This is a genomic window from Mesorhizobium sp. C089B (genome assembly GCF_030323125.1).
In the GTDB taxonomy this organism is placed as follows: Bacteria; Pseudomonadota; Alphaproteobacteria; order Rhizobiales; family Rhizobiaceae; genus Mesorhizobium.
On record NZ_CP100469.1, the window covers coordinates 2509137 to 2534814 of the forward strand.

The following is a 25678-nucleotide window of genomic DNA, read 5'->3' on the forward strand; positions in this document are numbered from 1 at the left end:
ACAAACGGCTTTCATGCGGAGTCTGTCGCGATCGGCGAAAAACGTTACAAAGAATGAACGCCTTTGTGCCTAACGTCTCAACCGGGCGGCTTGTTCTACGCGAAACCGGGTTGTTCAGGCGAAACGTCATGATTTGCACACAAACAACCGCCAGATGCGGGTGGTTGGGGTTTTCATGAACTGAAGCGGGCATGCTTACCAAAAAAGGCAAATACGGCCTCAAGGCCCTCGTGCATCTTTCCGGCCTGCCGGTCGGCCAGCTTGCATTCGTCAACGACATCGCGATCGCCAACAACATCCCGAAGAAATTCCTGGATGCCATTCTGGGCGAGCTGCGCAATGCCGGTTTCGTCCTCAGTCGCAAGGGCAAGGAAGGCGGTTATCGCCTCGCCCGGCCGGCTTCCGAAATCAAGATCGGCCACGTCGTGCGCGTGCTGGACGGCCCGCTCGCTCCCATACCCTGCGCCAGCCGCACGCAATACCAGCGCTGCGAGGATTGCGACGAGGCGACCTGCCAAGTCCGGCACATGATGCTGGAAGTGCGCCAGGCGATCGCCGAAGTGCTGGACAATCGCAGCCTCGCCGCCATGCGCGACGCCGACAATGATGATTTTCCGGTCGAGCTGACATCGCAGATCTAAATTAGAGCATGGTCCCGAAAAGTGGGAACCGGTTTTCGGACAAGATCATGCTCAAATGAGAGTCCTCAGACCAGGCCGAGCTTGCCGGCCAGGCCGACGCGCTGGATCTTGCCTGTGGGACCCTTGGGTATCTCCTGAAGAAACAAGATGTGGCGCGGCACCTTGAACTCGACAATGCGGCTGCGCGCGAAATCGCGTATCTCATCGGCGTCGGCGATGGCGCCCTCGGCCAGCACGATAGCCGCACCCACCTCCTCGCCGAGCATGGCATGCGGCACGGCGAAGGTCACCGCCTGCGCCACCAGCGGATGATCGAGCAGCACATTGTCGACCTCGAGCGGCGAGATCTTTTCGCCGCCGCGGTTGATGATCTCCTTCAGCCGCCCGGTGATCCTCAGATCGCCATCCTCGTCGATGAGGCCCTGGTCGCCGGTGCGGAACCAGCCATCGCTGAAGGCAGCTTCATTGGCCACCGGATTGTCGAGATAGCCATCATGGATGTTGGCGCCGCGCACCGCGATCTCGCCCTTTTCACCCGCCGGCAGGATCGTCCCCTTGTCGTCCAGGATCGTCACCTGCGGACCCGCAGGCAGGCCGACCGAGCCTGGCTTGCGGCGTGCCGGCGGCAGGCCGTTGGATGTCATCTGGTGCGCCGCCTCGGTCATGCCATAGGCCTCGACCACCGGACAGCCGAAGACGCGCTCGAGGTCGCGGAACACGGTGTCGGGAAGCGCTGCCGAAGACGAGCGGATGAAGCGCAGCCGCGCAGCCGCGATGGTTTCGCCATTGCGGGCGGCGCGCGCCAGGATCGCCTGATGCATGGTCGGCACCGCGCTGTACCAGCTCGGCCGGAAATCGCCCAGCCAGCCGTAGAATTTGAGCGGGTTGAAGCCCGGCGTGCAGACAACAGCGCCGCCGACTGCCAGCTGTGCGCTGAGCGCCGCCATCAGCCCGTGAATGTGGAACAGCGGCATCACGTTGAGACACATATCGTTTGCCGACAGCGCCAGGGTGCTGGCGATGTTGGCCATCGATGCCTGCAGATTGCGCTGCCGCAAGCCGACGATCTTCGGTCGCGCCGTGGTTCCCGATGTGTGCAGGACAAGCGCGAAATCGTCGGGTCCGTTGAACTGCATATCGTCGAGGCGAGCCTCGCTGGCAGCCTCCACCTCGGCGTCGCCCGCCAGCAGAAACTCGCCGGCCTTGGCGCCGTCAGTCACAACGACGTCGAGCACCGCAATGCCGAGCCCCTTTGCGGCGTTGCGCGCGGCATCGCCCATGCCTTGTCCGCACAGCAGCAGCTTCACATCGAGATCGCCGAGATAGAAGCGGAATTCGTCTTCGCCGTAAGCCGGATTGAGCGGCGCCGCCGTCGCCAACGCCGAGACCGCCAGGAAACAGGCCGCCATTTCCGGGCCGTTGGGCAAGACGATGCCGACGGCCGTGCCGCGGGCAACGCCACGCCTGGCGAGATCGCCGCAGAGCTTGTCGACAAGATTGGCGAGGCCGGCAAAGCTCAGGGACGGCCGGTCCGGCGCCATCAGCGCCACCGCAGCCGGCCGCCAGGGCGCCAGTTGGGGAAGTGCTACCGATAGGGCCTGTTTCAAGTTCGAACCCTGAATGGCGTTCACCATGGCCTTGCCGGCGCCGATTGCGCGCCCGTGGCAGACGCAGTAAAGCGATTTCCGGACGCACGCAAGAACAGGTGGACACCGATCGGATGAGGCTGCCGTGGTTGGGAAAATCCCGGAAAGCCGACCGGACACCATCTTCCGCCGTCATTTATCATACGGAAATCATCGCCGACATCCTGGTGCCCGAACGCGCCGAGCATGTCCGCTTCTTCAGCCGCAAGCAGGTCCGCGCCGGCAAGTTGCGCACCTTCAACAACAGGGATTTCCGCGAGCTGCTGCTGGCCGCCTTCTATCTCGGGGTCGCGGCATTGCTGCCGGTCAATTGGTGGGCCGCGATCTGCAGCCGCGTATCGGGGCTGCGCCTCAAGCGCCATATCCGCAAGGATTTCGTGCGCTACGCCGCCGCGACGCGCGCCGTGCTCGGCAATGGCATCGATGCGCAAAGGCAGTTCAGGGCCTTGCTCTGCGCCAACCACCGCCGGCGTCTGCTGCTTGCCGCGCATCTCATCGGCCGCCGCTGGTCACCTAATATCCGGCTGGAGGGCCGGGAAGGCCTGCAAGCGGCGCTGAAGCGCGGCCACGGCGCTATCATCTGGTGCGATCAGTTCACGACCCAGACCATCATCGGCAAACGCGCTCTCCATGAAGCCGGCATCGAGACACACCAGCTCAGCGTCAGGGCTCACGGCATATCCGATTCGACCTTCGGCTTGCGCTTCCTGAACCCGCCGATGGTTCGGGTCGAGAACCGTTTCCTGAAAAGCCGGATCGTGTTCGACCGCAACGACGCCTACCAGGTCACCGGCCGGATCCAGAAGATCCTTGGCAGCAACGGCGTGGTGTTGGTGACCAACACGGTGCATGCCGGCTCGACATTCACCGAAGTCGGCCTTGGCGAGAGCGGCTGGACCCACCTGGCTTCGGCGCCGACGAATTTCGCTGCCAGAGGCAAGGCGGCGCTGTTTTCCATGTCGACCTTCGAGACCGATCCGTTCCGCCAATACCGCGCCGTCCTAAGTCCCGAACTGGTGCCGGCCCCGGCAGAGGCCGGCGAGCGCGCGGCCAGAGCCGGCGCCAAGAACATGGCGCTGCAGGCCGAGTACATATTGCTCAAGCGCGACCGCTTGCTGGAGGCGCTGAAACTCTATCCCGAGCAAATGATGGTCTGGTCCGGCGCCGACCGGTTCACCGAACGGCCGGAAACCGCCTTGCCCGACGAGGGTGGTTCATGATTTTGCGCCGGCCAGCAGGCTGGCAACGGCGGTGACGATCTCAGCCACTGGAAGTGTGGCGTCGGCCGTCAGCGCCCGCTCGTCGGCGCCAGGCGGCTCAAGGATGGCGAACTGGCTTTCGACCAGGCTTGCCGGCATGAAATGGCCCTTGCGGTTGGCGACACGCTGCTTGGCGGTTGCGGGATCGATCTTCAGATAGATGAAATCGATATCCCGGCGGAAGCCACGCAGACGATCGCGGTAGCTGCGCTTCAGCGCCGAGCAGGCGGCAACCACGCTTTGGCCGCTGCCGGTCAGGTCGGCGATCCGCTCGCCAATGGCATCGAGCCAGCCCTCACGCAGTTGATCTGTGAGCGGCTCGCCGCTCGCCATGCGGGCGACGTTTTCGGGTGGGTGCAGCCTGTCGCCTTCGACAAAGACGGCCCCTTCCTCTGCTGCCAATGCTTTGCCGACAGCCGATTTTCCGCAGCCGGCGACGCCCATCACCACAATGGCCCGAGGCACTGAGCCGGTAGCGCCCATTGGCGCCTTTGCGGTCTTTTCGTCCACGGTCAGCGGCTTGCCGGCGCGCGGCCGTAGAGCAGGAGCATGGCAACGATGACCAGGCCATAGACGATCTGCCGCCCCGCCTCCGGCATCTGCATGACCGAAAGGATGGACTGCAGGAGCGTGATCAGGATGACACCGGCGACGGTGCCGAGATAGGAGCCGCGGCCACCCAGGATCGAGGTGCCGCCCAGAACCACGGCGGCGATCGACGGCAGGAGATAGGCATCGCCCATCGATTGCGCCGCCTTGGAGGCATAGCCGGCGAGAAGCACCCCGCCAAAGGCGGACAGCCCGCCTGAGATAGCGAAGGCGATCATCACCACGCGCCTTGTATCGATGCCGGAGAGATAGGCGGCACGCTCGCGGTTGCCGATGCCGTAGACGGTGCGGCCGAAGCTGGTGCGGGACAGCACGAACACCATCGCGGCACCAATCAGGGCCCAGATGATGACGGCGTTAGGCGCGCCAGGAATGGTAAAACCTGTCGCAAGATAGCGCATGGCGCCGGTGGCCGAATCCTGTGGCGAGTAGCCGCCGGTGTAAACGACCATGAGCCCCTGAGCGACAGCGTTGGTTGCGAGCGTGATGATCATGGAGGGTATGCGCAGATAGGCGACGCCAAAGCCGTTGACGATGCCGATCAGCACCCCGCAGAAGATGCCGAACGGGATGGCCAGCGCCACACCGATCGGGCCATAGGCCGCAGCCGCACACGCCATCATCGCGCCCGCCGCCACCGCCCACGGCACCGACAGGTCGATCTGGCCTAGCAGGATGACCAGCATCATGCCTGTGGCGATGACGCCGAGGAACGAGGCCACCTTGAGCTGCTGCAGGAGATATTCAGGCGACAGAAAGCTCCTGGAATAGAGGCTGCCTAGGAACAGCAACAGCACGATGCAGGCGAAGGCCGTCAGCACCGCCGGATCGGCGCGGCGGATGAATTTCGGCATGCGGCCGGCGATACCGCCCAATGTCGTTTCGCTCACAGGAACCACTCCAGCCGGTTGCGGACCCGAAACAGTGCAAAGGCGCCAAGGCTGACCGCGACCAGCAGGATAACGCCCTGGAACAGCGGCTGCCATAGCGGATCGAAATCGAAAACGAACAACAGGTCGCCGATGGTGCGGAAGGCCAGCGCGCCGAAGATGGCGCCGATGGCGCTGCCCTTGCCGCCGAACAGCGAGACGCCGCCCAGCACCACCGCGGCGATCGAAAACAGCGTATAGGCGTTGCCGCTGGCATAGGCTGCATCGCCCGTATAGGTGAAGAAGGTCAGGAACAGTCCGCCGATCGCGGCCAACAGGCCTGCGAGCGCGTAGGCAGCGAACTTGCCGCGCCTTATCGGCACACCGGACATGTAGGCCGCCGTCTCCGAGGACCCGGCCGCATAGGCCGCGCGCCCGAGCACCGAGCGGCTGAACGGTACCCAGACCACGAGCACGACGGCGAGCAGCACGACCAGGCTCGCCGGCACCACGCCGAACAGGCGTCCGGTCAGCGCGTCGGCGAGACCTTCGTTGACCGAACCGCCGGGAAACGGCCTCAGCAGCAGCGCGATGCCGAAATAGACCGCACCCGTGGCGATCGTGGCGACGATCGGCTGCAGGCGGCCGTAGATGACGATGGCGCCGTTGATCGCTCCGCACAGGAACCCGGTGCCGAGCACGGCGATGACGCCGAAAGCGGTCTCGAGGCCGGTGCCGATGACCAGCCAGGAGGCGAGGCAATTGGTCAGCGTGAAGATCATGCCGACGGAGAGGTCGATGCCGGCGGTGATCACGACCAGTGTCTGCGCCATGGCGACGAAGGCGAGCAGCACGCCCTTGTTGGACGCCGTCTGCACGACATTGGCGGTGAAGCCCGCTGGATGGTTCGAGGTGTAGATGACGAACATGACAATGAATATGCCGAGTGCCATCAGTGTTCCGCGCTGCTCGGCCAGCCAGTAGCGCCACTCTTTCACGCGTCCGCTCCCTGTCTTGCGCCGGCATCGTCTCTCGCGCCGCCGTCATCGCCGCGAATGTTGAGCGCGCTTGCAATGAGCGCCCGCTCGGTGATCTCGGCCCCGACCAGCTCGCGCTTGACCGCGCCGTCATAGAGCACCAGCACGCGGTCGCAGCAGCCGATCAGTTCGTCATAGTCGGTCGAATAGAACAGGATCGCCGCCCCCGCATCCGCCAGCTTGCGCATCAGTTGATAGAGTTCCTGCTTGGTGCCGACGTCGATGCCGCGCGTCGGATCGTTGAGCAGGATGATACGCGGCTGGCGCATCAGCCATTTGGCGATGACCACCTTCTGCTGGTTGCCCCCCGACAGCGCACCGACCGGAATGTCGAGGCCGGCCGTCTTGATCGCCAGCAGCCCGACCATGTCGTCGATCAGCCGCTGTTCGGCGGCGCGGTCGATGATGCCGGCCTTGGACAGCCGGTCTAGGGCGGCAAAGGACAGGTTCTCGCGCACCGTCATCGGCAGCATCAGGCCTTCGGTCTTGCGGTCCTCCGGGATCAGCGCCATGCCGATGCGGTCGTCGCGCGCCGCTTGGGGGCTGGCGATCGAAACAGGCTTGCCGTCGATAAGGATCTGGCCGCCGAGGCCGCGCAGCACACCGAAAAAGGCAAGCAGCAATTCGCGCTGGCCCTGGCCGTCCAGGCCGCCAAGGCCGACGACCTCGCCTGCCCCGACCGTCAGCGAGACATTGTCCAGCCGGTCCGTCCAGGACAGCTTGCGCGCCTCCAGCACGGGAACGGCGGCGGCTGCGGTGCGCGCGGGTTTCGGCGGGAAAATATGGCTGTATTCGCGCCCGATCATCAGTTCGACGACTTCGTTGTCGCTCTTTGTGCCTGCCTTGTAGCTGGCGACATTGCGGCCGTTGCGAAACACCGTGCAGTGGTCGGCAAGCTCGGCGATCTCGTTCATGCGGTGCGAAATGTAAAGCAGCGCCAGCCCTTCCGAGCGCAATCGCTTGAGCACGCTGAATATCCTGGCGACGTCCGTCGCGGTCAGGGCCGAGGTCGCCTCGTCGAGGATCAGGATGCGCGGCTTCCTGGCCAATGCCTTGGCGATCTCGACCATCTGTCTTCTTGAAAGCGGAAGATCCTTGACCAGCGCCAATGGATGGATGTCGGCCGCACCTGCGCGTGCCAGCGCATCCTCGGCAATGCGGCGCTGCGCCTTGCGGTCGATCATGCCGAAACGCTTCGGCGGATCGGAGATGACGATGTTGTCGGCAACGCTGAGTTCGGGAACCAGCGACAGCTCCTGGAAGATGCAGACGATGCCGGACTTGTTTGCAGCAGCAGGCGAAGCGAACGTCACCTCGCTGCCGTTCAGCATCATGCGGCCTTCGTCGGGCGCGACGACGCCCGCCATGACCTTGATCAGCGTCGATTTGCCGGCGCCGTTTTCGCCGAGAATGGCGTGGATGCTACCGGACGAGACCGAAAGCTCGGCCTTTTCCAGCGCCCGCACACCACCATAGCGCTTGGATATGCCTTCCATCCGGAAGAGCGGAACCGCACCGTCCATCGGCCCTCCCGAGGCAGTTTGACTTCAAGGGATATCGAGTGGCCGGCGCCGCGGAGATCCCGCGGCGCCGGATATGCCGCCTATTGGTCAGCCCCTATTGGTCAGCTTTGGTCTGACCCATAATTTCCTGCGCGGTGAAATTGATGCCGCAGGTCGGGAAGGAATTGCCGACGAAGAAATTGTCGGACTGGTCGGGGAAGAAATCCTGACCGGCCTTGAAGTTCGGATCCTCGACGATCGCCAGTGGCAGTTTCACTGCTTGCGGAACGACATTGCCTTCGAGCGCGGCAATCGCCGTCTTGATGGCAACCGCGACCTGCGCCGGACCGGTGCCGGCCGATGAGCATTTCAGCCCGTCGCCGGCATGTGCCGCGCAGAACTTGCGGAAACCGTTCTCGGTCTCCCCGCCGAACGGCACGAAAGCATGCTTGGCATCGATCATCGCCTGCACGATGCCGGTGTCGCCGCCTTGCCCGGTGATACCGTCGAACGGACCGTTGGTGGCAATGGCGTCGGCCGTGGCTTTCTGCGCCACGCCGTCGTCCCATTTGCCGACCACCTCGGTGACGTCCCATTTCTTGCCCGAGGCATCGAGCGCTTCATGGATGCCGTTGTGACGGTCGGTGTCGACGGAAGTTCCGGCAACGCCGCGCACTTCGAGCACCTTGCCGCCATTCGGCACATGGCCGACCAGCCATTTGCCCCACAATTCGCCAAGGCCCTTCTGGTCGACATTGACGTTGATGGCGTCCTTGGTGTCGAGAATATTGTCGAAGGCGACGAGGATGACGCCAGCTTCCTTGGCGCGCTTGATGACCGGCCCGAAAGCGGTCGGGTTCTGGGCGTTGACGACGATCGCGTCATAGCCGGAATCGATGAAGTTGTTGATCGCCGAAATCTGGGCCGGCACGTCCTCGCCGGTCGAGACGACCTTGAATTCCTTCAGTTTCGCGGCGACCTCCGGCTGGGCCGCATAGGCCTTGGCGGTCTGCACCATCTGGATGCGCCAGGTGTTGGCGATATAGCCATTGGCGAGCGCGATGCGGTATGGGCCGTCTTTCTTGGGGAACTTGAAGAACTGCGTATCGGCCGCCCAGGGCGCAAAGCAATCCGGCTCAGCCGACGGGCCCTTGACGACTTCCGGGTCGGCCATGGCCGACGAACTCAGCATGACGAATGCAGTGGCGGCAACGATGCCACCAACAAGTGACTTGATCATCGATATTCCTCCCAGTTGTAGTTTTGTTTGCTGCTGCTTGTTTATTTGATGCTGTTTGTCGTGGTGTGGTTTCCACGCCTGCCGAAGGCCCTCCAGCCTGGCCGGCGCCACGTCTCAAGGGCCCGAAGCCGGCCCGATCCCCTCCCCCTCGCCGCTTCACAGGCGAGAAACGAAACTAGCATATTATACATAATAAACAAGCATGAGCTGTTGCTTATGTATAATAAACAGGCACGGCCTCTCATCAAAACGTCTGCCCGACGAAAATGGTAGCGCTACCATGACGTTGTGTAAAGCACCATTTGCTGAGGCCGGCCAAAGCGTGTTCAGCGTGCGGTGCTCTCGCGGGGCTTGAGTTCGAAACCAAGATCGACGACCCGCTGCTCAGGCCTTCGTCCTGCGATCGCCGCCAGCGCCATGGCGACAGACCGACGGCCGATTTCATAGCGAGGGGTGCGGATACTGGTGAGCGGCGGGAACGCCGCCTGCATCATTTCGAGGTCGTTGAAGCCGACAATGCCGATTGTTTTCGGCACGTTGAGCGCGGCGCTATGGCATTCGAACAAAACGCCGAGCGCGATGTCGTCATTGTTGCAGAAGACGCCGTCGAGCGCCGGCATCTTGGCCAGCGCATCGCGAAGCAGCTCGCGGCCGAGCGTCACGCTGGACAGTAGCGGCGTGGTGGTGACCAGCCGCGGGTCGAACAGGCCGGCCTTCTCCATTGCCGCGCGATAGCCGGCAAGCCGCCGCTGCGAGCGCGGGTCCATGCGTGCGCCGATGAAGCCGATCCGCCGGTAGCCCGCCTCGATCAGATGCTCGGTCGCGGTGCGGCCGCCGTCGAAATGCGAGAAGCCGACCAGCATGTCGACCGGATCGGGCCCGGTCTCCATCACCTGCACCACCGGGCAGCCCGCGCTCTCCAGCAGCTTTCGCGAGGTCGGCGTCTGGTCGATGCCGGCCACGATCAGCGCCGCCGGGCGCTGCGGTGCGAACACCTGCAGCAGGCGCTCCTCCTCGAGGCCGGAATAATGGGTGTTGCCGAGCTGGACGCGGAACGGGCCGTCCGACAGGCTGTCATAGATGCCGCGCACCACTTCTGCGAAGACGTTGTTGGTCAGCGACGGCACCAGCACGCCGAACACATCGGCGCGCGCCGAGGCCAGCGCCCGTGCATTGGGATCCGGGACATAACCGAGTTCGTCGACGGCGGCCTGGATCTGGCGCCGCAGATCTTGGCTGACGCGTTCCGGTTCGCGCAGCGCCCGCGACACGGTGATGGCGCCGACGCCGGCCTTGCGCGCCACATCTGATAGGGTCGGGCGGCCGCCCCCACGACGCGAGCGCGGCTTGGTCATGGACATCCTCCACGTGCCGGGCCCCGGCCGCTGCGCCCTTGCGAAACCATGTTCAGCTTTTCCACCGCCACCATGCCAACCGGCTGCTGCCGCACCCACTCGCCTGCTGGCGTCGCGCAGCCAATCGCCCTTGTCAAGCAACAGGGCAATCCTGCCTTCCTAAGCCATCAGGGCAGCACTGCGTTTTGCTTTCCACAGCAGCAGCCCGATGGCCACTATGTTCAGCAAGTTCCACGCGATCCCGTTGAGGAACGCGGCGGCGTAGGAGCCGGTCAGGTCGTAGATCCAGCCCGACATCCAGCCACCGATCGCCATGCCGAAGATGGTCGCCATCATGACGATGCCGATACGCTGGCCGGCCTCCCTGGCGGGCAGGTATTCGCGCACGATGATGGCATAGCAAGGCACGATGCCGCCTTGCGACAGGCCGAACACCAGCGACACGACATAGAGCGAGGCAAGCCCGTCGAACGGGATGTAAAACAAAAGCGACAGGCATTGCAGCACGGAACCGATAAGCAGGGTTTTCACGCCGCCGATGCGGTCGGCGACAAAGCCGGAGGCGAGCCGGCTGACGACGCCCGCCGCCATCATGATCGACAGCATGTCGGCGCCATGCGCAATGCCGTAGCCAAGATCCATGCAATAGGCGACGATGTGCACCTGCGGCATCGACATCGCCACGCAGCAGCCGAGACCGGCAACGATCAGCAGCACCTGCAACGCCGCCGGAGACAGCGAAATCGACTGCACTGTCCGGCTTCCGGGTGAACCGGCGGCAGCCGCCGCCGGAGCAGCGCGCCGCAGCAACAGCACCAGTGGCACCATGGTGACCAGGCAGAAGACACCGATGCCGGCATAGGTGAAGCGCCAGCCCTCCGCCTTGATCAGCGTCGGCATGATGGTTGGCCAGAGCGCTCCGGCGAGATAGTTGCCAGCAGCCGCCGCCGTGACGGCGACGCCGCGCCGACGGTTGAACCAGTGCGAGATGTCGGCGATCAGCGGCCCGAAGATCACCGATGTGCCGACACCAATCAGCACGCCCTGGGCAAGGGTGAATTGCAGGATAGAGGTCGACAGCGCGGCGAGCAGCAGACCGGCGGCGAGAGCCACCGAGGATAGCAGTGCCGGGATCCAATACCCCATGCGATCGACCGCGCGGCCAACCAGCACATTGCCGGCGGCGAAGCCGACCATGGTTGCGGTGTAGGGCATCGATGCCGCGGCGCGGTCAACGCCGAACTCGGCCTGCACGGCCGGCAGCACGACGACGACGGCCCACATGCCGACCGCACCGATCGTCGCCAGCAGCATGGAGATGGCAAGCCGCATCCAAGCGTAGCTGCTGTCGATGCCGGGGCTATCCGCCTGATTGGCGACGATCGGGGTCAAGGCGTTTCCTGTCTACGGTCCTGGGAAGTCGACCGTTGTGTCACCACTATCGGCGCATTCACCGCGACGGGCAGCGCCACAGGGCCATGATCCTTGGCTCCAGCGGCCCGGCGATTTCTCGGGAACCGCGGCGGCCTGCCCGAGTTTTGCGACAGGAAGGAGTTTGTCATGACCGCGAAAAAGAAATGGTCGGCCGAGGTGACCGAGCACAGCGATGCGATGGACCTTGAGGACCACATCTTCGAAGCCGACGACGCCAGGAAGATCGCGGCCTCGCTCAAGCGCTCGGCCGAGCACAGCGACCGCCGCAAGGCCGAGCCGTTTCAGTCGGCCATGTCGATGCTGAATTTCTACATCAACCGCGCCGGCAAGAACCTGCCGCAGGCGCGCCGGAAAGTGCTCGAGGACGCCAAGGACGAACTGCGCGCGGCCTTCGGAAGGCCGCAGCAGGATTAATGCATGTCGCTCAAAAGTGGCGCCGGTTTTGAGACAACGACATGCATAAAACGAAGACATAAAGCGCGTCGACTTAGTCCGTTCAAACGGGAAGCGCTTTTAGCGCTCCCGATTGGTTCTGCCAAATTCACCTCAACTGGACCTAGTGACAGGTCCTCTTTCCCCTCAGTTTGCCGGCCTCGGCTTTGTGGTTCCCCGAGCCTTTGAAGTAGCGGCATGACGGTCAAGATCGGCATCAATCCCATCACCTGGAGCAATGACGATGTTCCCGCACTCGGCGGCGATACGCCGCTCGCGACATGTCTGTCGGAAACCAGGCAGGCCGGCTATCGCGGCACCGAACTCGGCGGCAAATTCCCCAGGCAAAGCGACGAGCTTGGACCGATCCTGTCTTCTTACGGACTGGAGCTCGTCTCCGGCTGGTATGACGGCCGCATTCTGGACCGGACGGTCGACGAGGAATTCGCCGCCATCACCTCGCATCTGACCCTGCTACGCGACCTCGGCGCCAAGGTCGTCGTATATGCCGACACCTCGCGCGGCCGTCATGACGGCATTTTCGCGCCGATCTCACAGCGTCCGCGCCTCGCTGACGGCGAATGGACCGCCTATGGCGAGAAGCTGACCGAACTCGCCGACCGCATGGCTGCCTTCGGCGTCGGCATGGCTTTCCATCACCATATGGGCACCATCGTCGAGAGCGATGACGAGGTCGACAGGCTGATGGCCGCAACCGGCAAGAGCGTCGGCCTGCTGTTCGATACCGGCCATTGTCTGTTCTCAGGCGGCGACCCGGCCTCCCTCCTGAACCGGCATCTCGACCGCATCGTGCATTTCCATTGCAAGGACGTCCGCGCGGCCGTGCTGGAGAAGGCACGGCGCGAGGACATGAGTTTCATGGCGGCAGTGATGGAAGGAATCTTCACTGTGCCCGGCGATGGCTCCGTCGATTTCCTGTCGCTGTTGAAGCCGCTGGCCAAGCGCGGCTTCGAAGGCTGGATCGTCGTCGAGGCCGAGCAGGACCCGGCCAAGGCACATCCCTTGACCTATGCCACGAAGGGCTACGCCTCGCTTCTCGCCACGGCCCGCAAGGCCGGGTTCGAGGTGGCTACACGAGACATGGCCTGACCACCGCCGGGGGGCTGGTGGTTGGCCGGTTGGGCGCGCGCCTCGGTAGGGGTAGCGACGCGAATGCGCCCGGCGATCCGCGCCGCCGCCCTCCTTGGCGGCGCGGATCGCACAGTTCTCGGCAAAGGATTTCGAGCTCCGGCGTTTCCGCCTTGAGGCTGGCGACGAGGCATGCCTTGATGCGGATGGAGGAGCGACATGGCATTCGAGGCGGCACTCGGCATGGAACGGCTTTGCACCATCCGTGAGATCGCCGAGAAGGCGGAACTCGGCGCGGCAACCGTTCACCGCGCGCTGAAGAACAGCCGTGAGGTCCGTCCCGCAACCAGACGGCTGGTGCTCGAGACCGTTTGCCTGCTTAACGAAGAAAAGATCGCGCGCGCAGCCAGGCTCGTCGGAGACTAGCTTGGCCGACCACATGCGCCTTTCCCTCGACATCATGTCGGTCGACCGCGGCTCGGACGAACCGATGCACCGACAGATCTATGGCGCCCTGCGGCGCTTCATCCTCGACGGCCAGATCCAGCAGAACACGCTGCTGCCATCGACCCGCTCGCTGGCCGAGGATCTCAAGGTCGGCCGAAACACGGTGATCGCCGCCTACGACCAGCTGCTCGCCGAAGGTTTTATCGAGGCGCGCGCCGGGTCCGGCACCTGGGTGGCGCCGATCCAGCAGAAACGCCCGCCGGCCGCGCTGCGCGCCGGCCTCGCCGCCCCGCAAAAGCTGTCGCGGCGCGGTCAGACCATCGTCAACGGCCCGCAGCCGCCGCGCAATGCCGGCGTCATCAACTTCCATCCCGGCGTGCCGGAAACCGCGTCCTTCCCCTTCACCATCTGGTCGAGCCTTCTGGTGCGCAATGCCCGCAGCCGCGACGAGAACTTGCTCGGCTATATCTCCTTTGCCGGCCATCCCGGCCTGCGCCAGGCCATCGCCTCGACCATCAGCCTGTCGCGCGGCATCAACTGCACCGCCGACCAGGTCATCATCGTCACCGGCGCGCAGGCGGCACTCGACCTCGCCTCGCGCGTGCTGATGGACGAAGGCGACCATGTCTGGATGGAGGAGCCCGGCTATCTCGGCGCCAAGAGCGCCTTCCTCGCCAGCGGCGCAAAGCTCGCGCCCTTGAAGGTCGATCGCCACGGCTGGCACCTGTCCGACCCCAACCTGCCTCCGCCACGCCTGATCTATGTGACGCCATCCTGCCAATGGCCGTTCGGCACCATCATGCGCATCGAAGAACGGCTGCAACTGCTTGACATCGCGGAACGCCACGGCGCCTGGATCGTCGAGGACGATTATGACGGCGAATACCGTTATCGCGGCCGGCCGGTGCCGGCGCTGCGCGGCCTCGATCATGCCGACCGCGTCGTCTATATCGGTTCCTTCGGCAAGACGCTGATCCCGGCGCTGCGCATAGGCTATCTCATCGTACCGCGCGAACTGTCCGTGCCCTTCGACCGTGCCGTCTCGATCACCGGCCAGTTCGCGCCGCTGATCCTGCAGGCGACGGTCAACGACTTCATCACGCAAGGCTATTTCGCCACGCATCTGAAACGCATGCGCCGCCTCTATGCGCGCCGGCAAGCCAATTTCGTCAAGCTGTGCCAGGAGCATCTGGCCGAATGGCTGACGGTGACCGAGAACGATTCCGGCATGCAGCTGCTGGCCAGTTTTGTCCGACCCTACAAGGACAGTGACGTCGTCGCCGCCGCCGTCAAGGAGGGCCTCGACGTGCAGGGCATCTCGATCAACTACCATTCGAGCGAGCCGGAACACGGCCTGCTGCTCGGCTATGCCGCGATGGACGAACGCCAGGTCCTGCGCGCGGTGCTGGCGTTGCGCGCTGCCTTCATGCGGCTGGACTGGCAATAGGCCGATCCAGCGCTGAGCGCTTCAATTCACACTATCGAATTTCTGCAGATCGACGGGCGCTGCCTTGCGCACCTCGACATCGTCCAGCGAGGCATTCTCCAGCGCCACACGGGCCGCCGCATCGATGTTATGGATCATGTCGTCGATGTCGTCGTCGCCATGCGCCGGATTCATCGCGATCATCACCGTGCGGTTGAGGATGTCGAGAGAACCCCTGCCCAGATCGTCGGCATAGGTCAGCCGCAAGCCCTTGTTTTCCGACAGCGTGTACGGATTGAGCGCCGGATGATGCGCGCCCTCATGCATCAGCACCTGGTCCCACTGGGTGAAATTGTGGCGGCCGGTCTTGCCGGCGATGACACTCGGAATGGTCTTCGAAAAAGTCTGCGCCGCCTGTTCGCTGGGCAGCAGATACATCACCTGCGCCGCGCAATCGTCGTCGGGGCTGTTCATCGGCGACGGCGTCAGGCCGAGATTGCCGAGATGGCGCGTGCCGGCCAGCACCTTCTTCTTCTCCGCCCGCATCGCCTCGATGATGCCGTCGAGACGGTCGAGCTGGACATTGAGCATTGCACCCATCAGTTCCGAGGCGCGCGCGCCGATGCCGGCGAACGGCTTGATGCTGTCGCTGCGGCCCTGCCAGTAGAAATGGCAGGGGTCGATGGCGCAGCGTGCGCGCTCGGCCACTTTCGGATCGCTGGTGGCGATGCCGCCGCCCTCGCCCGACGTCATGTTCTTGAAGTAGTTGAAGGAGTAGGCGCCGGCATGGCCGATGGAGCCGAGCTTCTTGCCCTCATAGCCGCCGCCAATGCCCTGGCAGACATCTTCCAGCACGAGCAGACCGCGTTTTTTAGCGATGTTCATGATGGCGTTCATGTTGCAGGCCGCACCCCACATATGTACCGGGATGACCGCCTTGGTGCGCGGGCCGACGGCGTCGCGCAGAGCGGCCGGGTCAATGGTCAGGCTCTCGTCGATGTCGACAATGACCGGAATGGCGCCGACCGACAGCACTGCCGTTGCGGTCGCCATATAGGTGTGCGCCGGCACCAGCACCTCATCGCCCGGGCCGATGCCGAGGCCGATCAGGCCGGCGGCGAGCCCATAGGTGCCGCTGGCGGCCAGCGCAAAATGCTCGACGCCGAGATGCCTGGCATAGCGGGCCTCGAAGCGGTTGCACTCGCTGTTCTCGCCATAGCGAAACAGCGCACCCGAGCGGATCACCCTGGCAATGGCTTCGATCTCTTCTTCGCCGGCAGTGTACATGGCAAGTCTCCACATCGCTGATGGTATGAAAGCAGTACGCCTGCGGCCGCTGTTTGAAAGAACCACTCCGCTGCGATCTGACCAAGCCATCCCGGTTGCTTGATGGCCGGGTTTGACGCCGAATGTGGGCATATCGAATGAAATCGACATTCCAGAATGCAGGCCCGCGGAAAAATCGTACCCATCCGAATTCGTCGAAGTGGCCCTGTCGGAAAGCCGGCATTGGGCGTTCCATCGCGTCCAGTTGGGCAAACGGTCGGTTCCATGCAGCACGGGACACACTTTGGAAGACCCTCGAAACCGGCATGCCGGCAAGATGGTGGCCGGCAAGATGGTGGCCGGCAAGATGGTGGCCGGCAAAACGGTGGCCGTCCATGACGCGACAGCTCGTCCTGCATGAAGACGATGTCGGCATGTGCCATGGCGCCAACAGCGCCTTCCTCGAACTGACCGCACTGGGCGCCTGCAGCTCCGGCGCCGTGATGGTGCCGTGCCCATGGTTCCTCGAGATGGCCGAAGCGGCAGCCGCCGATCCCCGGCTCGATCTCGGCGTCCACCTGACGCTGAACAGCGAAAAGCAGCACTACAAATGGCGGCCGCTGACGTCGCCGTCGCGCGCGGCCGGCCTGACGGACGAGTTCGGCTATTTCTGGCCCGATGTAGCGACCACCCGCCGCAAGGCAGCACCGCAAGCGGTGGAAACCGAGCTTCGCGCGCAGATCGACACCGCCTACCGCGCCGGCATCGACGTCACTCATCTTGACGCACATATGGGGGCAGCGCTGTCGCCCGAGTTTTGCGACGTCTACATCAGGCTCGGCCTGGAATATCGCTTGCCGGTGCTGTTGACCAAAACGCTGTCGGCCTATTCGCCCAACGACAATCTGGTCGGCGTCACCGAAGCGGCCTTCCAGCGCGGCGTCACTGAAGCCCGCGCCAAAGGCTTTGTCATCTTCGACGCCGCCATTCAGACGACCTGGGGCCGTCCACGCTCCAAGCCGATAGAGCCCGCCTACAGGGCATTGGTCGAAGGGGTGCGCGAAGGCCTGACCTTCTTTTGCCTGCACTTCAACGCGCCGGGCGAGTTGGAACTCATCGAGCCGCGCTCCGCCTATATCCGCACCGAGGAATACGAACTCTTCCGCCACCAGGCTTTCCGCGACTGGCTCGGCGCGCAGGACATCGACATCATCGGCATGAAGCCGCTGCGCGAGGAGCTTCGTGCACGGCTCGGGGCATCGACACCGGCAAAGGCCCGCAAAGCGGCCACCCGGTCAGCGCCGTAAGCCGATCCGTCGGCCGAGGCGCAAAGAGGGAATTGGAACTGCAACGACAATGGGAGAATGACATGAAGACTGTTCTGAAACTGGCGCTCGGCGCGCTTGTCTCGATGAGTATGCTGGCGGGCGTCGTGCAAGCGGCCGGCCTGAAGGATCCCAAGGATGTCCGCATCACCTTCGTGGTGCATGGCTCGGCCTCCGATCCCTACTGGTCGGTGGTCAAGCGCGGCGTCGACGATGCGGCGGCGCTCACCGGCGCCAAGGTCGAATATTATGCGCCGCAAGTGTTCGACGTGGTCGAACAGGCCCGCCTGCTCGACGCGGCCATCGCCACCAATCCAGACGGCATCGCCGTCTCCATTGCCGACGCCAATGCACTTGGTAAATCGGTCAAGGCCGGACTTGCCGCCAACATTCCGATGGTCGTCCTGGATTCCGGCGAGAAGGAAGGCGCCGAACTCGGTACCTCTCTCTATGTCGGCACCGTCTCCGAATATGATTCCGGCAAGAAGGCCGGCGAGCGGCTGGCCAAGGAAGGCACGCTCAAGGTCGTCTGCATCAACCACGAGGTCGGCAATGTCAGTCTCGACCAGCGCTGCCAGGGGTTGAATGACGGGCTGAAGCCGTCAGGCGGCGGCACCGAGGTGCTTACCGTGTCGCCCGATCCGGCCGACATCCAGCGCCGCACCGAAGCCTATCTGTCGGCGCATCCCGACACCCAGGCGGTGTTTGCGCTCGGCGCCACCGCCGCCAATCCGCTGATCCCGTTCTTCCGGCAGAAGGAACTGTTCGGCAAGATCAAGCTCTACACCTTCGACATCAGCCCCGAAGTCCTGGATTCCGTCGTCGCCGGCGAAATGGGCTTCGGCATGGACGCCCAGCAATATCTGATGGGATACCTGCCGGTGATCTATCTGGTCGAGCATGCCACACATGGCTTCTGGCCGCAGAACAACGCCTACACCGGGCCGCTGTTCATCGACTCGCCCGACAAGGCCAAGGCGATCCTGGCGCTCGCCAAGGACGGCATCCGCTAAGGCAAGACCAAAACGGATCGGGGAGCCGCCATGCGCTCCCCGTCTCTGGTCGAGATTGCGAAGTGAGCGATTGGGGAGCCTAATGGCTGTTGTGGAACACAAGGCGATACCTCCAGAAGCGCCGGCCCCCGGGGTACTGGGCAAGGACCGTTTCGGCATGATGTCGAAACGGGCGGCCGGTGCTGACGAGCGGCTGGCCAGCACCGGCCGGCTGACGCAATGGCTGCGCCGGCCCGAAGCCGGTGCCGCCGGCGGCCTCATCGCCACCATCATCATCTTCGCCCTGCTGCCGGGTGCGTCGAACCTCTATTCGCTGCAGGGGTCGATGACCTTCCTGACGCTGGCGGCCGAACTCGGCATCATCGCCACGGCCGCAGCCCTTCTCATCATCGCCGGCGAGTTCGATCTCTCGGTCGGCTCGATGGTCGGCTTCGCCGGCGTCGTCATCGGACTGACGGTGAAATATTGGGGCCTGCCGCTGTGGGGCGGCATCGCCTGCGCCTTCGCTGTCGCCATCCTCACCGGCTACGTCAACGGCCTGATCGTGGTGAAGACCCGCCTGCCCTCCTTCATCGTGACGCTGGCGTCGCTCTACATCCTGCGCGGCCTGTCGATCGGCATCACCCGCGCCGTCACCGGCCGCACGCAGATCCCCTACATCCTCGACGGCGCGCCGGACCCGGCAACCGCGGGCCTGTTCAACGGCCATCTCCTGACCGGCTTCTTCCAATGGATGGGCACGCAAGGTTGGATCGCCACCCGCACCGACGGCATTCCCTTCGTCGTCGGCATTCCGATGTCGATCGTCTGGTGGCTCGGACTGACAGCGCTTGCCGGCTATGTCTTGACCCAGACCAAATACGGCAACTGGATCTTCGCCACCGGCGGCGACCTCAATGCCGCCCGCAATGTCGGCGTGCCGGTCGACCGGGTTAAGATCGCGCTGTTCATCTACACCGCCTGTGCCGCGACCTTGCTTGCCACCATCCAGGTGATGGAGGCCGGCTCCGCCGACACCACGCGCGGCCTGCTCAAGGAATTCGAGGCGATCATCGCCGCGGTCATCGGCGGCGTGCTGCTCACCGGCGGCTACGGCACCGTCTATGGCGTGCTGTTCGGCGCGCTGATCTTCGGCCTGGTGCAGATGGGCATCTTCTACACCGGCATCGACACCGACTGGTTCAAGGTCTTCCTCGGCATCGTCATTTTGATGGCCGTGCTGGTCAACAACTACATCCGCCTCAAGGCGCTCGGACGCGGAGGCGGCAAATGACCTACCCAAACCCGTCCCCGGCCATCCAGCCAGCCATGGAATTGCGTGGTGTGTCGGTCAATTTCGGCTCGGTACGCGCGCTCCAAGATATCGACATCAAGGTCTATCCCGGCGAGGTGCACTGTTTGCTGGGCGACAACGGCGCCGGCAAGTCGACGCTGATCAAGGTTCTGTCGGGCGTGCACCGGCCGACCAAGGGCGAGATTTTCGTCGACGGCAAGCCCGTCACGTTCCGCAGCCCGCGCGACGCGCAGGACCTCGGCGTCGCGACGGTCTTCCAGGACCTCGGCATGATCTCGCTGATGTCGATCACGCGCAACTTCTTCCTCGGCCGCGAGCCGACCAGAAGCCGCCTGCCCTTCTCGCGCTTCGACAAGGAGCGCGCCAACACAATTGCCCGCCAGGCGATGGCCGATATCGGCATCGACGTGCGCGACCCGACACAGGCAGTCGGCACGCTGTCGGGCGGCGAGCGCCAATCGGTGGCAATCGCGCGCGCAGTCCACTTCGGCGCAAAGGTGCTGATCCTTGACGAGCCGACCTCGGCGCTCGGCGTGCATCAGGCGGCCATGGTGCTGAAATTCATCATCGAGGCGCGCATACGCGGGCTGGCGGTGATCTTCATCAGCCACAACATCCACCACGCCTACCCTGTCGGTGACACTTTCACGCTGCTCAACCGCGGCCGCAATCGCGGCACATACGCAAAGTCCGAGATCTCGCGCGACGAGGTGATTTCCATCATGTCGGGCGGCGAGGATCTGAAGGCGGTGGAAGCTGAGATTGCCGGGCTGTTGGCTCAGATCGGCAACCGGCCGGCCGCCGCACCCTGAGCCTGGAACACTTTGCAGAGAGTTTTAGCAGCATGAGCAGGATACGGGTTGGCGTTATCGGCGCCGGCATGATCTCGCAGGTCGAGCATATTCCGAATCTGTTGCGGCTCGGCGACCTGTTCGAACTGGTCGGCGTCGCCGACCCGTCAAGGATTTCGCGGGAATATGTCAGCGAAGTTCACGGCATCGCCAATTTCGAAACGCCGGAGCAACTGTTCGACCATAAGCTCGACGCCGTCGTGATCGGCTCGCCCGACCCGCTGCATCACGAGCAGGTGCTGGCCGCACTGGGGCGCGGCCTGCATGTCTTCTGCGAAAAGCCGCTCTGCTATTCCCCGGCGGAAATCGCCGAGATCATCGCCACGCGCAACAAGGCCGGCAAGGTCATGCAGGTCGGCTATATGAAGCGCTTCGATCCGAGCTACCGGCTGGCGCTGGCCTCGCTGCCCGGCACGGCAAAGACGCTGCGGTCCGTCTCGGTCGAGGTCAACGATCCCGACGCCTGGCCGTTCATCGCCCACCAGCGCTATATCCGCGGCAACGATATTCCCAAGGACCTGATTGCCGCCGCTCAAAGCAAGCAGAAACAACAGGTCGAACGCGCCATCGGCCAGCCTTTGAACGATCTGGCTTTCCGTGGATTTATTGGCGCTTACAGCTCCGCCTTGATTCACGATGTGAATGCCGTGCACGGACTGCTCGACGCACTCGGCGTGCCGGAGGGCGAGGTTGTCGGCGCGCAGATCTTCGCCAATGGCGATGGCGGCCAGGGCGCGGTAAAACTGCTCGACGGCCAGGCGCTGTGGACGATGACGCATCTCACCGTGCCGAAGCTCGCCGACTACAAGGAACGCATCACGCTCTTCTTCGACGCTGCCAGCTTCGAGCTCGAATTCCCCTCGCCCTGGCTCAACCATCACCCGACCCGGCTGACTGTGAAGACCTCGGACGGCCACACACTGTCGAGGAAGGATCTACGCGCCGGCTACGGCGAAGCCTTCGTCGAGGAACTGCGCGGCTTCTGGGGTGCGATCGTCAATGGCGACGAGGTGGTCAACCGCCCCGAGCACGCCGCGCGCGACCAGGCGCTGCTGATCGCGCTGACCAGGCAGCATTTGGCCACTTCGCAGGCCGGCTGAGCGCTCGCAGGATGTGTTGAGATTCAGGTCAGGCCGCGCCGAAAACATTGGGCTCGAGAACCGGAGCGGAGCGTACTTAAGTACGTGAAGCGCGAAAGCCGGCGTTTGCAGGCCGGCCTCACCTGAATATCAGCATATCCTACCGGGTGTTGATGACGCCGTCGGTATTGGCGAGCAGCTTGCGCACCGCGTTGCGGGCCGCCTCCGGCCGCTGCAGGCGGATGGCCTTCTCGATCGCCTCGTGCAGTTGCTGTGCATGCTGCAGATCGTCGAGTTCGCGCGTCGTATAGGTGAACAGATGATCGAAGGCGGATTCGATCAGCACGCCGAGCGGCACCAGCAGATCGTTGCCGGAGGCGCGCAGGATGGCCAGATGGAAACGCGTATCGGCGCGCGTGCGCTCCTGCAGGCTCGGCGCCTCGCCCATCTCTCGGCAGGCCTGGCTGATCTCGGCCATCTGCTCTTCGGTGCGTCGCATGGCGGCGAAGGCAGTCGCTTCCGGCTCGATGATATGGCGGAATTCCTGCACCGTCTTCAGGAACACCTCACGGTCGGGCGCGGTCGCGTACCAGGCGAGCACATCGCGATCGAGCAGGTTCCAGCGCTCCCTGGGCTCCACCCAGCTGCCGATCTTGGGGCGCGATGCCAGAAGGCTTTTGGCCATCAGCATCTTGATCGCCTCACGCACCGCCGAGCGGCTGACGTTGAAGGTTTCGGACCATTTGGCTTCATTGGGCAGGATGGTGCCCGGCGGATAGTCGCCGCGCACGATCCGAAGCCCGATTTCGCTGGCCAGCGAGGCATGCACGCTGGTGCCGGGCATCCGGGTGGCGTCAGCCCGCCGAACGGCAGCCGGGCGCTCGGCTGTCTCAGTCTTGTCAGACTTCTTTCCCTTATTCGGCTTTCCGTCCCTCATGCATCCACAAAGTCCGGATTTCGAAAGCTGTCAAGCAGAGGGTCGGGCGCAGGCGGCAAAGCCTGTGGCTGTGCACAGATCAGGTTACAACCTTGCCCCAAAGCCCAATTTGCCAGACCTATTTGACGTATTTGCGCCAGCTGTGCTCGGGACGGAAGCCGAGCATGTCCCTGGCCTTGCGGTTGGAAAGCAGCGTTTCATATTCGCCGAGCTTCGTCTTGACCGGCACGTCGGGATAAAACCGCTTCAACAGTTCCGCTGTCGGCAGGTCGGACGAGGTATCGTCATTGGCGGCGTTGAACACCTGGAAGCCGAGCCCGTCCGTTTCAACGGCGCGCAGCGCGATCTGGCCGAGATCGCGCGCGTCGACATAGCTCCAGGCGATGCGCTTGCGAAAGCCCGGATCGGCAAACCACTTCGGAAACAGCGAATATTCGTGCGGCTCGATGACGTTGCCGATGCGCAAGGCATAGATATCGGTGCCGTTGCGCTGCGCAAAGGCGCGCGCCGTGTGCTCGTTGACGACCTTGGACAGAGCATAGCTGTCCATCGGATCGACGTCGTATTCTTCATCGAGGGGAAAATATTTGGGGTCGCGCGGTTCATTGGCGAACACCACGCCATAGGTGGTCTCGCTGGACGCGATCACCACCTTGGGGATGCCAAGCTTCACCGCCGCCTCGATGACGTTGTAGGTGCCCATCGCATTGGTGCGGAACACCTCATTGTCGGTCGTGATCATGATGCGCGGTATGGCGGCGAAATGCACCACGGCATCGACCGGCTGCGGGCGCAGCGACGGATCGAATTCATGCAGGCCCATATAGCTCGACAGCGCGTTGAACACCTGGCCGCTGTCGGTGATGTCGGTGATCAGCGTGCGTACCTTGGGATTGTCGAGCGGCTTGGTGTCGATGTTGAGCACCTGGCAGCCCTGTTCGACCAGATATTGCACGACATGGCGACCGGCCTTGCCGCTGCCGCCGGTGAACATGATCCGCTTCGTCATTTTCGTCTCCAATGCCTAGGATTTCTGTGTATTGTCAGACAATATGGCATTCTGCAACCACCCTTCGCCCGCAAGACGGCGCCGCCCAATATCAATCATCGCAACAGGACTTCAAGACATGACCACGACCGCCGCGAGCGAAAAGATCGGCTTTATCGGCCTTGGCCTGATGGGGCACGGCATTGCCAAGAACATCGTCGACAAGGGCTATGGCCTGACCTTCCTCGGCCGCAAGAACCGCAAGCCGGCGGAAGACTTGGCTGGCCGGGGTGCGAAGGAAGTGGCCACCTCGCGTGAGGTGGCAGCGGCATCCGATATCGTCTTCATCTGCGTCACCGGCTCGCGCGAGGTCGAAGCCATCATCCGTGGCCCCGGCGGCCTCAAGGAGGGTCTGAAAAGAGGCTCGGTTGTCGTCGATTGCTCGACCGCCGATCCGGTCTCGACCGTGGCGCTGGCGGCGGAACTGAAGGAGATCGGCGTCGACTTCGTCGATGCACCGCTCAGCCGCACGCCGAAGGAAGCCTGGGAAGGCACGCTCGACGCCATGGTCGGCGCGCCCGACGCGCTGTTTGCCCGTGTGAAGCCGGTCATCGAAACCTGGGCCGGCCGCATCGTCCATATTGGCGATACAGGTGACGGCCACCGCATGAAGCTGCTCAACAACTTCATCTCGCTGGGCTATGCCGCGATCTATTCCGAGGCGCTGGCGCTGGCCGAAAAGGTCGGCATCTCGCCACCGCGTTTCGACAGCGTCATCCGCAACGGCCGCATGGATTGCGGCTTCTACCAGACCTTCATGCGCTGGACGCTGGAGGGCGACCGCGACGCGCATAAATTCACCATCGCCAACGCCTTCAAGGACCTGACCTATCTGGAATCGATGGCGGGTGCGGCCGGCATCGCCAACCCGCTCGGCAACGCCACCAAGAACTCCTTCGCCGGTGCCCATGCCACTGGCCCGGCCGAGCAATTCGTGCCGATGCTGGCGACATATGTCGGCAAGGTCAACGGCGTCGACCTGATGCCCAGCAAGGACGGCAAGAAGCAGACGATTTGAAGGCGGCGAAAAGCCTGTGTCAGCGCCTCGACCGGCCGATAACATCGTCGGTGTTGGCGAGCAGTCTGTGCACCGCATTGCGGGCGCCCGCAGGACGCTGCAGGCGGATGTTCTTCTCGATCGCCTCATGCAGCGCCTGCGCCCGCCGCTGATCGCTGGTCTCGCGTGTGACGAAGACAAAGAGATGATCGAGCGCCGACTCGATCAGAACGCCAAGCGGCACCAGCAGATCGTTGCCCGAGGCGCGCAGTATGGCGAGGTGAAAACGCGTATCGGCGCGGATACGCTCCTGCAGGTTCAAAGCCTCGCCCATCTCACGACAGGCCTGGCTGATCTCGTCCATCTGCTCGTCGTTGCGCCGCGTGGCGGCAAAGGCCGACGCTTCCGGCTCGATGATGTGACGGAACTCCTGCACCGTGCGCAGGAAGGCCTCCCGGTCCGGCCCGGTCGCGTACCAGGCCAGCACATCGCGGTCGAGCAGGTTCCAGCGTTCCCTGGGCTCGACCCAGCTTCCGATCTTGGGCCGTGAAGCCAGCAGGCTTTTGGCCATCAGCATCTTGATGGCTTCGCGCACCGCCGAACGACTGACATCGAAGATCTCGGCCCATTTAGCCTCGTTGGGCAGAATGGTGCCGGGCGGATAATCGCCGCGCACGATCCTGAGGCCGATCTCGCCGGCCAGCGAGACATGGACGCTCGCTCCCGGAAAATGCGCGGCACCGGCTCTGCGCATGACAGCCGGACCGCGGCTGGCTTGTGCCTTGGCCCGCTCGGTTCGCTTCTTTGATTTCTCGTCCGGCATTCACGTTCCAATGCGTCGGCCGTCTGCGTCCGGACTGGTCCGAACCTGCACGGCGCGCC

25 protein-coding genes are annotated in these 25678 nt (G+C 63.8%); 13 read left to right on the forward strand and 12 right to left on the reverse strand.

All coding sequences use genetic code 11. The features are described from left to right. Positions 1-191 precede the first annotated feature (191 nt). Entirely contained in the window at positions 192-641 is a 450-nt protein-coding gene (locus NLY44_RS12620) for an RrF2 family transcriptional regulator (protein WP_023673075.1), read from the forward strand. Between the two features lie 65 nt (positions 642-706). Here the strand turns inward: NLY44_RS12620 and NLY44_RS12625 are convergent, their stop codons facing one another. Then, entirely contained in the window at positions 707-2248 is a 1542-nt protein-coding gene (locus NLY44_RS12625) for an acyl--CoA ligase (protein WP_460221758.1), read from the reverse strand. Between the two features lie 113 nt (positions 2249-2361). Between NLY44_RS12625 and NLY44_RS12630 the strand changes: the two genes are divergently transcribed. After that, the gene (locus tag NLY44_RS12630) at positions 2362-3507 is read left to right on the forward strand and encodes a hypothetical protein (RefSeq protein ID WP_023804933.1); all 1146 of its coding nucleotides are present in this window, start codon (positions 2362-2364) and stop codon (positions 3505-3507) included. Here the strand turns inward: NLY44_RS12630 and NLY44_RS12635 are convergent. The 7 genes from NLY44_RS12635 to NLY44_RS12665 all read right to left on the reverse strand — a co-directional run bounded on the left by NLY44_RS12635 (position 3502) and on the right by NLY44_RS12665 (position 11490). Then, positions 3502-4056, reverse strand: a complete 555-nt coding sequence (locus NLY44_RS12635; RefSeq protein ID WP_023673072.1) for a gluconokinase — start codon at positions 4054-4056, stop codon at positions 3502-3504. The two genes, NLY44_RS12630 and NLY44_RS12635, sit on opposite strands and share 6 nt — an antisense overlap. Before the next feature lie 2 nt (positions 4057-4058). Beyond that, positions 4059-5045, reverse strand: a complete 987-nt coding sequence (locus NLY44_RS12640; RefSeq protein ID WP_023682218.1) for an ABC transporter permease — start codon at positions 5043-5045, stop codon at positions 4059-4061. Continuing rightward, positions 5042-6022, reverse strand: coding sequence for an ABC transporter permease (locus NLY44_RS12645; RefSeq protein WP_023682219.1), 981 nt, complete (start codon positions 6020-6022; stop codon positions 5042-5044). Before NLY44_RS12645 ends, NLY44_RS12640 begins: the two co-directional genes overlap by 4 nt. Beyond that, a complete protein-coding gene (locus NLY44_RS12650) occupies positions 6019-7584 on the reverse strand; it encodes a sugar ABC transporter ATP-binding protein (RefSeq protein ID WP_023682220.1) in 1566 nt (521 codons plus the stop codon). The genes NLY44_RS12645 and NLY44_RS12650 overlap by 4 nt, the downstream gene beginning before the upstream one ends. Before the next feature lie 94 nt (positions 7585-7678). Further along, on the reverse strand, positions 7679-8803 hold the full coding sequence (locus NLY44_RS12655) for a sugar ABC transporter substrate-binding protein (RefSeq protein ID WP_023682221.1): 1125 nt from the start codon (positions 8801-8803) through the stop codon (positions 7679-7681). 326 nt (positions 8804-9129) lie between these two features. Then, positions 9130-10158 (reverse strand): HTH-type transcriptional regulator GntR, encoded by a 1029-nt coding sequence (gene gntR, locus NLY44_RS12660; RefSeq protein WP_023682222.1) that lies wholly within the window; start codon positions 10156-10158, stop codon positions 9130-9132. Positions 10159-10317: 159 nt separating this feature from the next. Continuing rightward, positions 10318-11490 (reverse strand): MFS transporter, encoded by a 1173-nt coding sequence (locus tag NLY44_RS12665; RefSeq protein ID WP_050588883.1) that lies wholly within the window; start codon positions 11488-11490, stop codon positions 10318-10320. Between the two features lie 228 nt (positions 11491-11718). Here NLY44_RS12665 and NLY44_RS12670 point away from each other — a divergent pair, with 228 nt between their 5' ends. The 4 genes from NLY44_RS12670 to mocR all read left to right on the forward strand — a co-directional run bounded on the left by NLY44_RS12670 (position 11719) and on the right by mocR (position 15007). After that, positions 11719-12006 carry a DUF3175 domain-containing protein gene (locus NLY44_RS12670; RefSeq protein WP_023673065.1) on the forward strand — a complete coding sequence of 96 codons (288 nt, stop codon included), beginning with the start codon at positions 11719-11721 and terminating at the stop codon, positions 12004-12006. A gap of 216 nt (positions 12007-12222) precedes the next feature. Beyond that, positions 12223-13134, forward strand: coding sequence for a myo-inosose-2 dehydratase (iolE, locus tag NLY44_RS12675; RefSeq protein WP_023804930.1), 912 nt, complete (start codon positions 12223-12225; stop codon positions 13132-13134). A gap of 198 nt (positions 13135-13332) precedes the next feature. Next, complete coding sequence (locus NLY44_RS12680) at positions 13333-13539, forward strand: LacI family DNA-binding transcriptional regulator (protein ID WP_023705614.1); 207 nt, start codon at positions 13333-13335, stop codon at positions 13537-13539. A 1-nt stretch (position 13540) separates the two neighbouring features. Next, positions 13541-15007: a rhizopine catabolism transcriptional regulator MocR gene (gene mocR / locus NLY44_RS12685; RefSeq protein ID WP_023804929.1), complete on the forward strand. Its 1467-nt coding sequence runs from the start codon at positions 13541-13543 to the stop codon at positions 15005-15007. A gap of 21 nt (positions 15008-15028) precedes the next feature. Here mocR and NLY44_RS12690 read toward each other — a convergent pair whose 3' ends face one another. Next, on the reverse strand, positions 15029-16273 hold the full coding sequence (locus tag NLY44_RS12690) for a DegT/DnrJ/EryC1/StrS family aminotransferase (protein WP_023804928.1): 1245 nt from the start codon (positions 16271-16273) through the stop codon (positions 15029-15031). Between the two features lie 112 nt (positions 16274-16385). On the opposite strand from NLY44_RS12690, the gene NLY44_RS12695 reads away from it, so the two are divergent. The 6 genes from NLY44_RS12695 to NLY44_RS12720 all read left to right on the forward strand — a co-directional run bounded on the left by NLY44_RS12695 (position 16386) and on the right by NLY44_RS12720 (position 21835). Then, complete coding sequence (locus tag NLY44_RS12695) at positions 16386-16673, forward strand: hypothetical protein (protein WP_023804927.1); 288 nt, start codon at positions 16386-16388, stop codon at positions 16671-16673. Continuing rightward, positions 16648-17559 (forward strand): polysaccharide deacetylase family protein, encoded by a 912-nt coding sequence (locus NLY44_RS12700; RefSeq protein ID WP_023804926.1) that lies wholly within the window; start codon positions 16648-16650, stop codon positions 17557-17559. The genes NLY44_RS12695 and NLY44_RS12700 overlap by 26 nt, the downstream gene beginning before the upstream one ends. A gap of 62 nt (positions 17560-17621) precedes the next feature. Next, complete coding sequence (locus NLY44_RS12705) at positions 17622-18590, forward strand: rhizopine catabolism ABC transporter substrate-binding protein (RefSeq protein ID WP_023687959.1); 969 nt, start codon at positions 17622-17624, stop codon at positions 18588-18590. A gap of 157 nt (positions 18591-18747) precedes the next feature. Continuing rightward, positions 18748-19863, forward strand: a complete 1116-nt coding sequence (locus NLY44_RS12710) for an ABC transporter permease (protein WP_031197030.1) — start codon at positions 18748-18750, stop codon at positions 19861-19863. Continuing rightward, the gene (locus NLY44_RS12715) at positions 19860-20696 is read left to right on the forward strand and encodes an ATP-binding cassette domain-containing protein (RefSeq protein ID WP_050588879.1); all 837 of its coding nucleotides are present in this window, start codon (positions 19860-19862) and stop codon (positions 20694-20696) included. Before NLY44_RS12710 ends, NLY44_RS12715 begins: the two co-directional genes overlap by 4 nt. Before the next feature lie 32 nt (positions 20697-20728). Continuing rightward, positions 20729-21835 (forward strand): Gfo/Idh/MocA family protein, encoded by a 1107-nt coding sequence (locus NLY44_RS12720; RefSeq protein ID WP_023804923.1) that lies wholly within the window; start codon positions 20729-20731, stop codon positions 21833-21835. A 139-nt stretch (positions 21836-21974) separates the two neighbouring features. Here NLY44_RS12720 and NLY44_RS12725 read toward each other — a convergent pair whose 3' ends face one another. Continuing rightward, a complete protein-coding gene (locus NLY44_RS12725; RefSeq protein ID WP_023729409.1) occupies positions 21975-22751 on the reverse strand; it encodes a FadR/GntR family transcriptional regulator in 777 nt (258 codons plus the stop codon). Between the two features lie 118 nt (positions 22752-22869). Further along, on the reverse strand, positions 22870-23760 hold the full coding sequence (locus tag NLY44_RS12730; protein WP_023739923.1) for an NAD-dependent epimerase/dehydratase family protein: 891 nt from the start codon (positions 23758-23760) through the stop codon (positions 22870-22872). Positions 23761-23878: 118 nt separating this feature from the next. On the opposite strand from NLY44_RS12730, the gene NLY44_RS12735 reads away from it, so the two are divergent. Continuing rightward, entirely contained in the window at positions 23879-24817 is a 939-nt protein-coding gene (locus NLY44_RS12735) for an NAD(P)-dependent oxidoreductase (RefSeq protein ID WP_023690788.1), read from the forward strand. A 19-nt stretch (positions 24818-24836) separates the two neighbouring features. Here NLY44_RS12735 and NLY44_RS12740 read toward each other — a convergent pair whose 3' ends face one another. After that, entirely contained in the window at positions 24837-25619 is a 783-nt protein-coding gene (locus tag NLY44_RS12740; protein WP_023804921.1) for a FadR/GntR family transcriptional regulator, read from the reverse strand. Between the last annotated feature and the right edge of the window lie 59 nt (positions 25620-25678).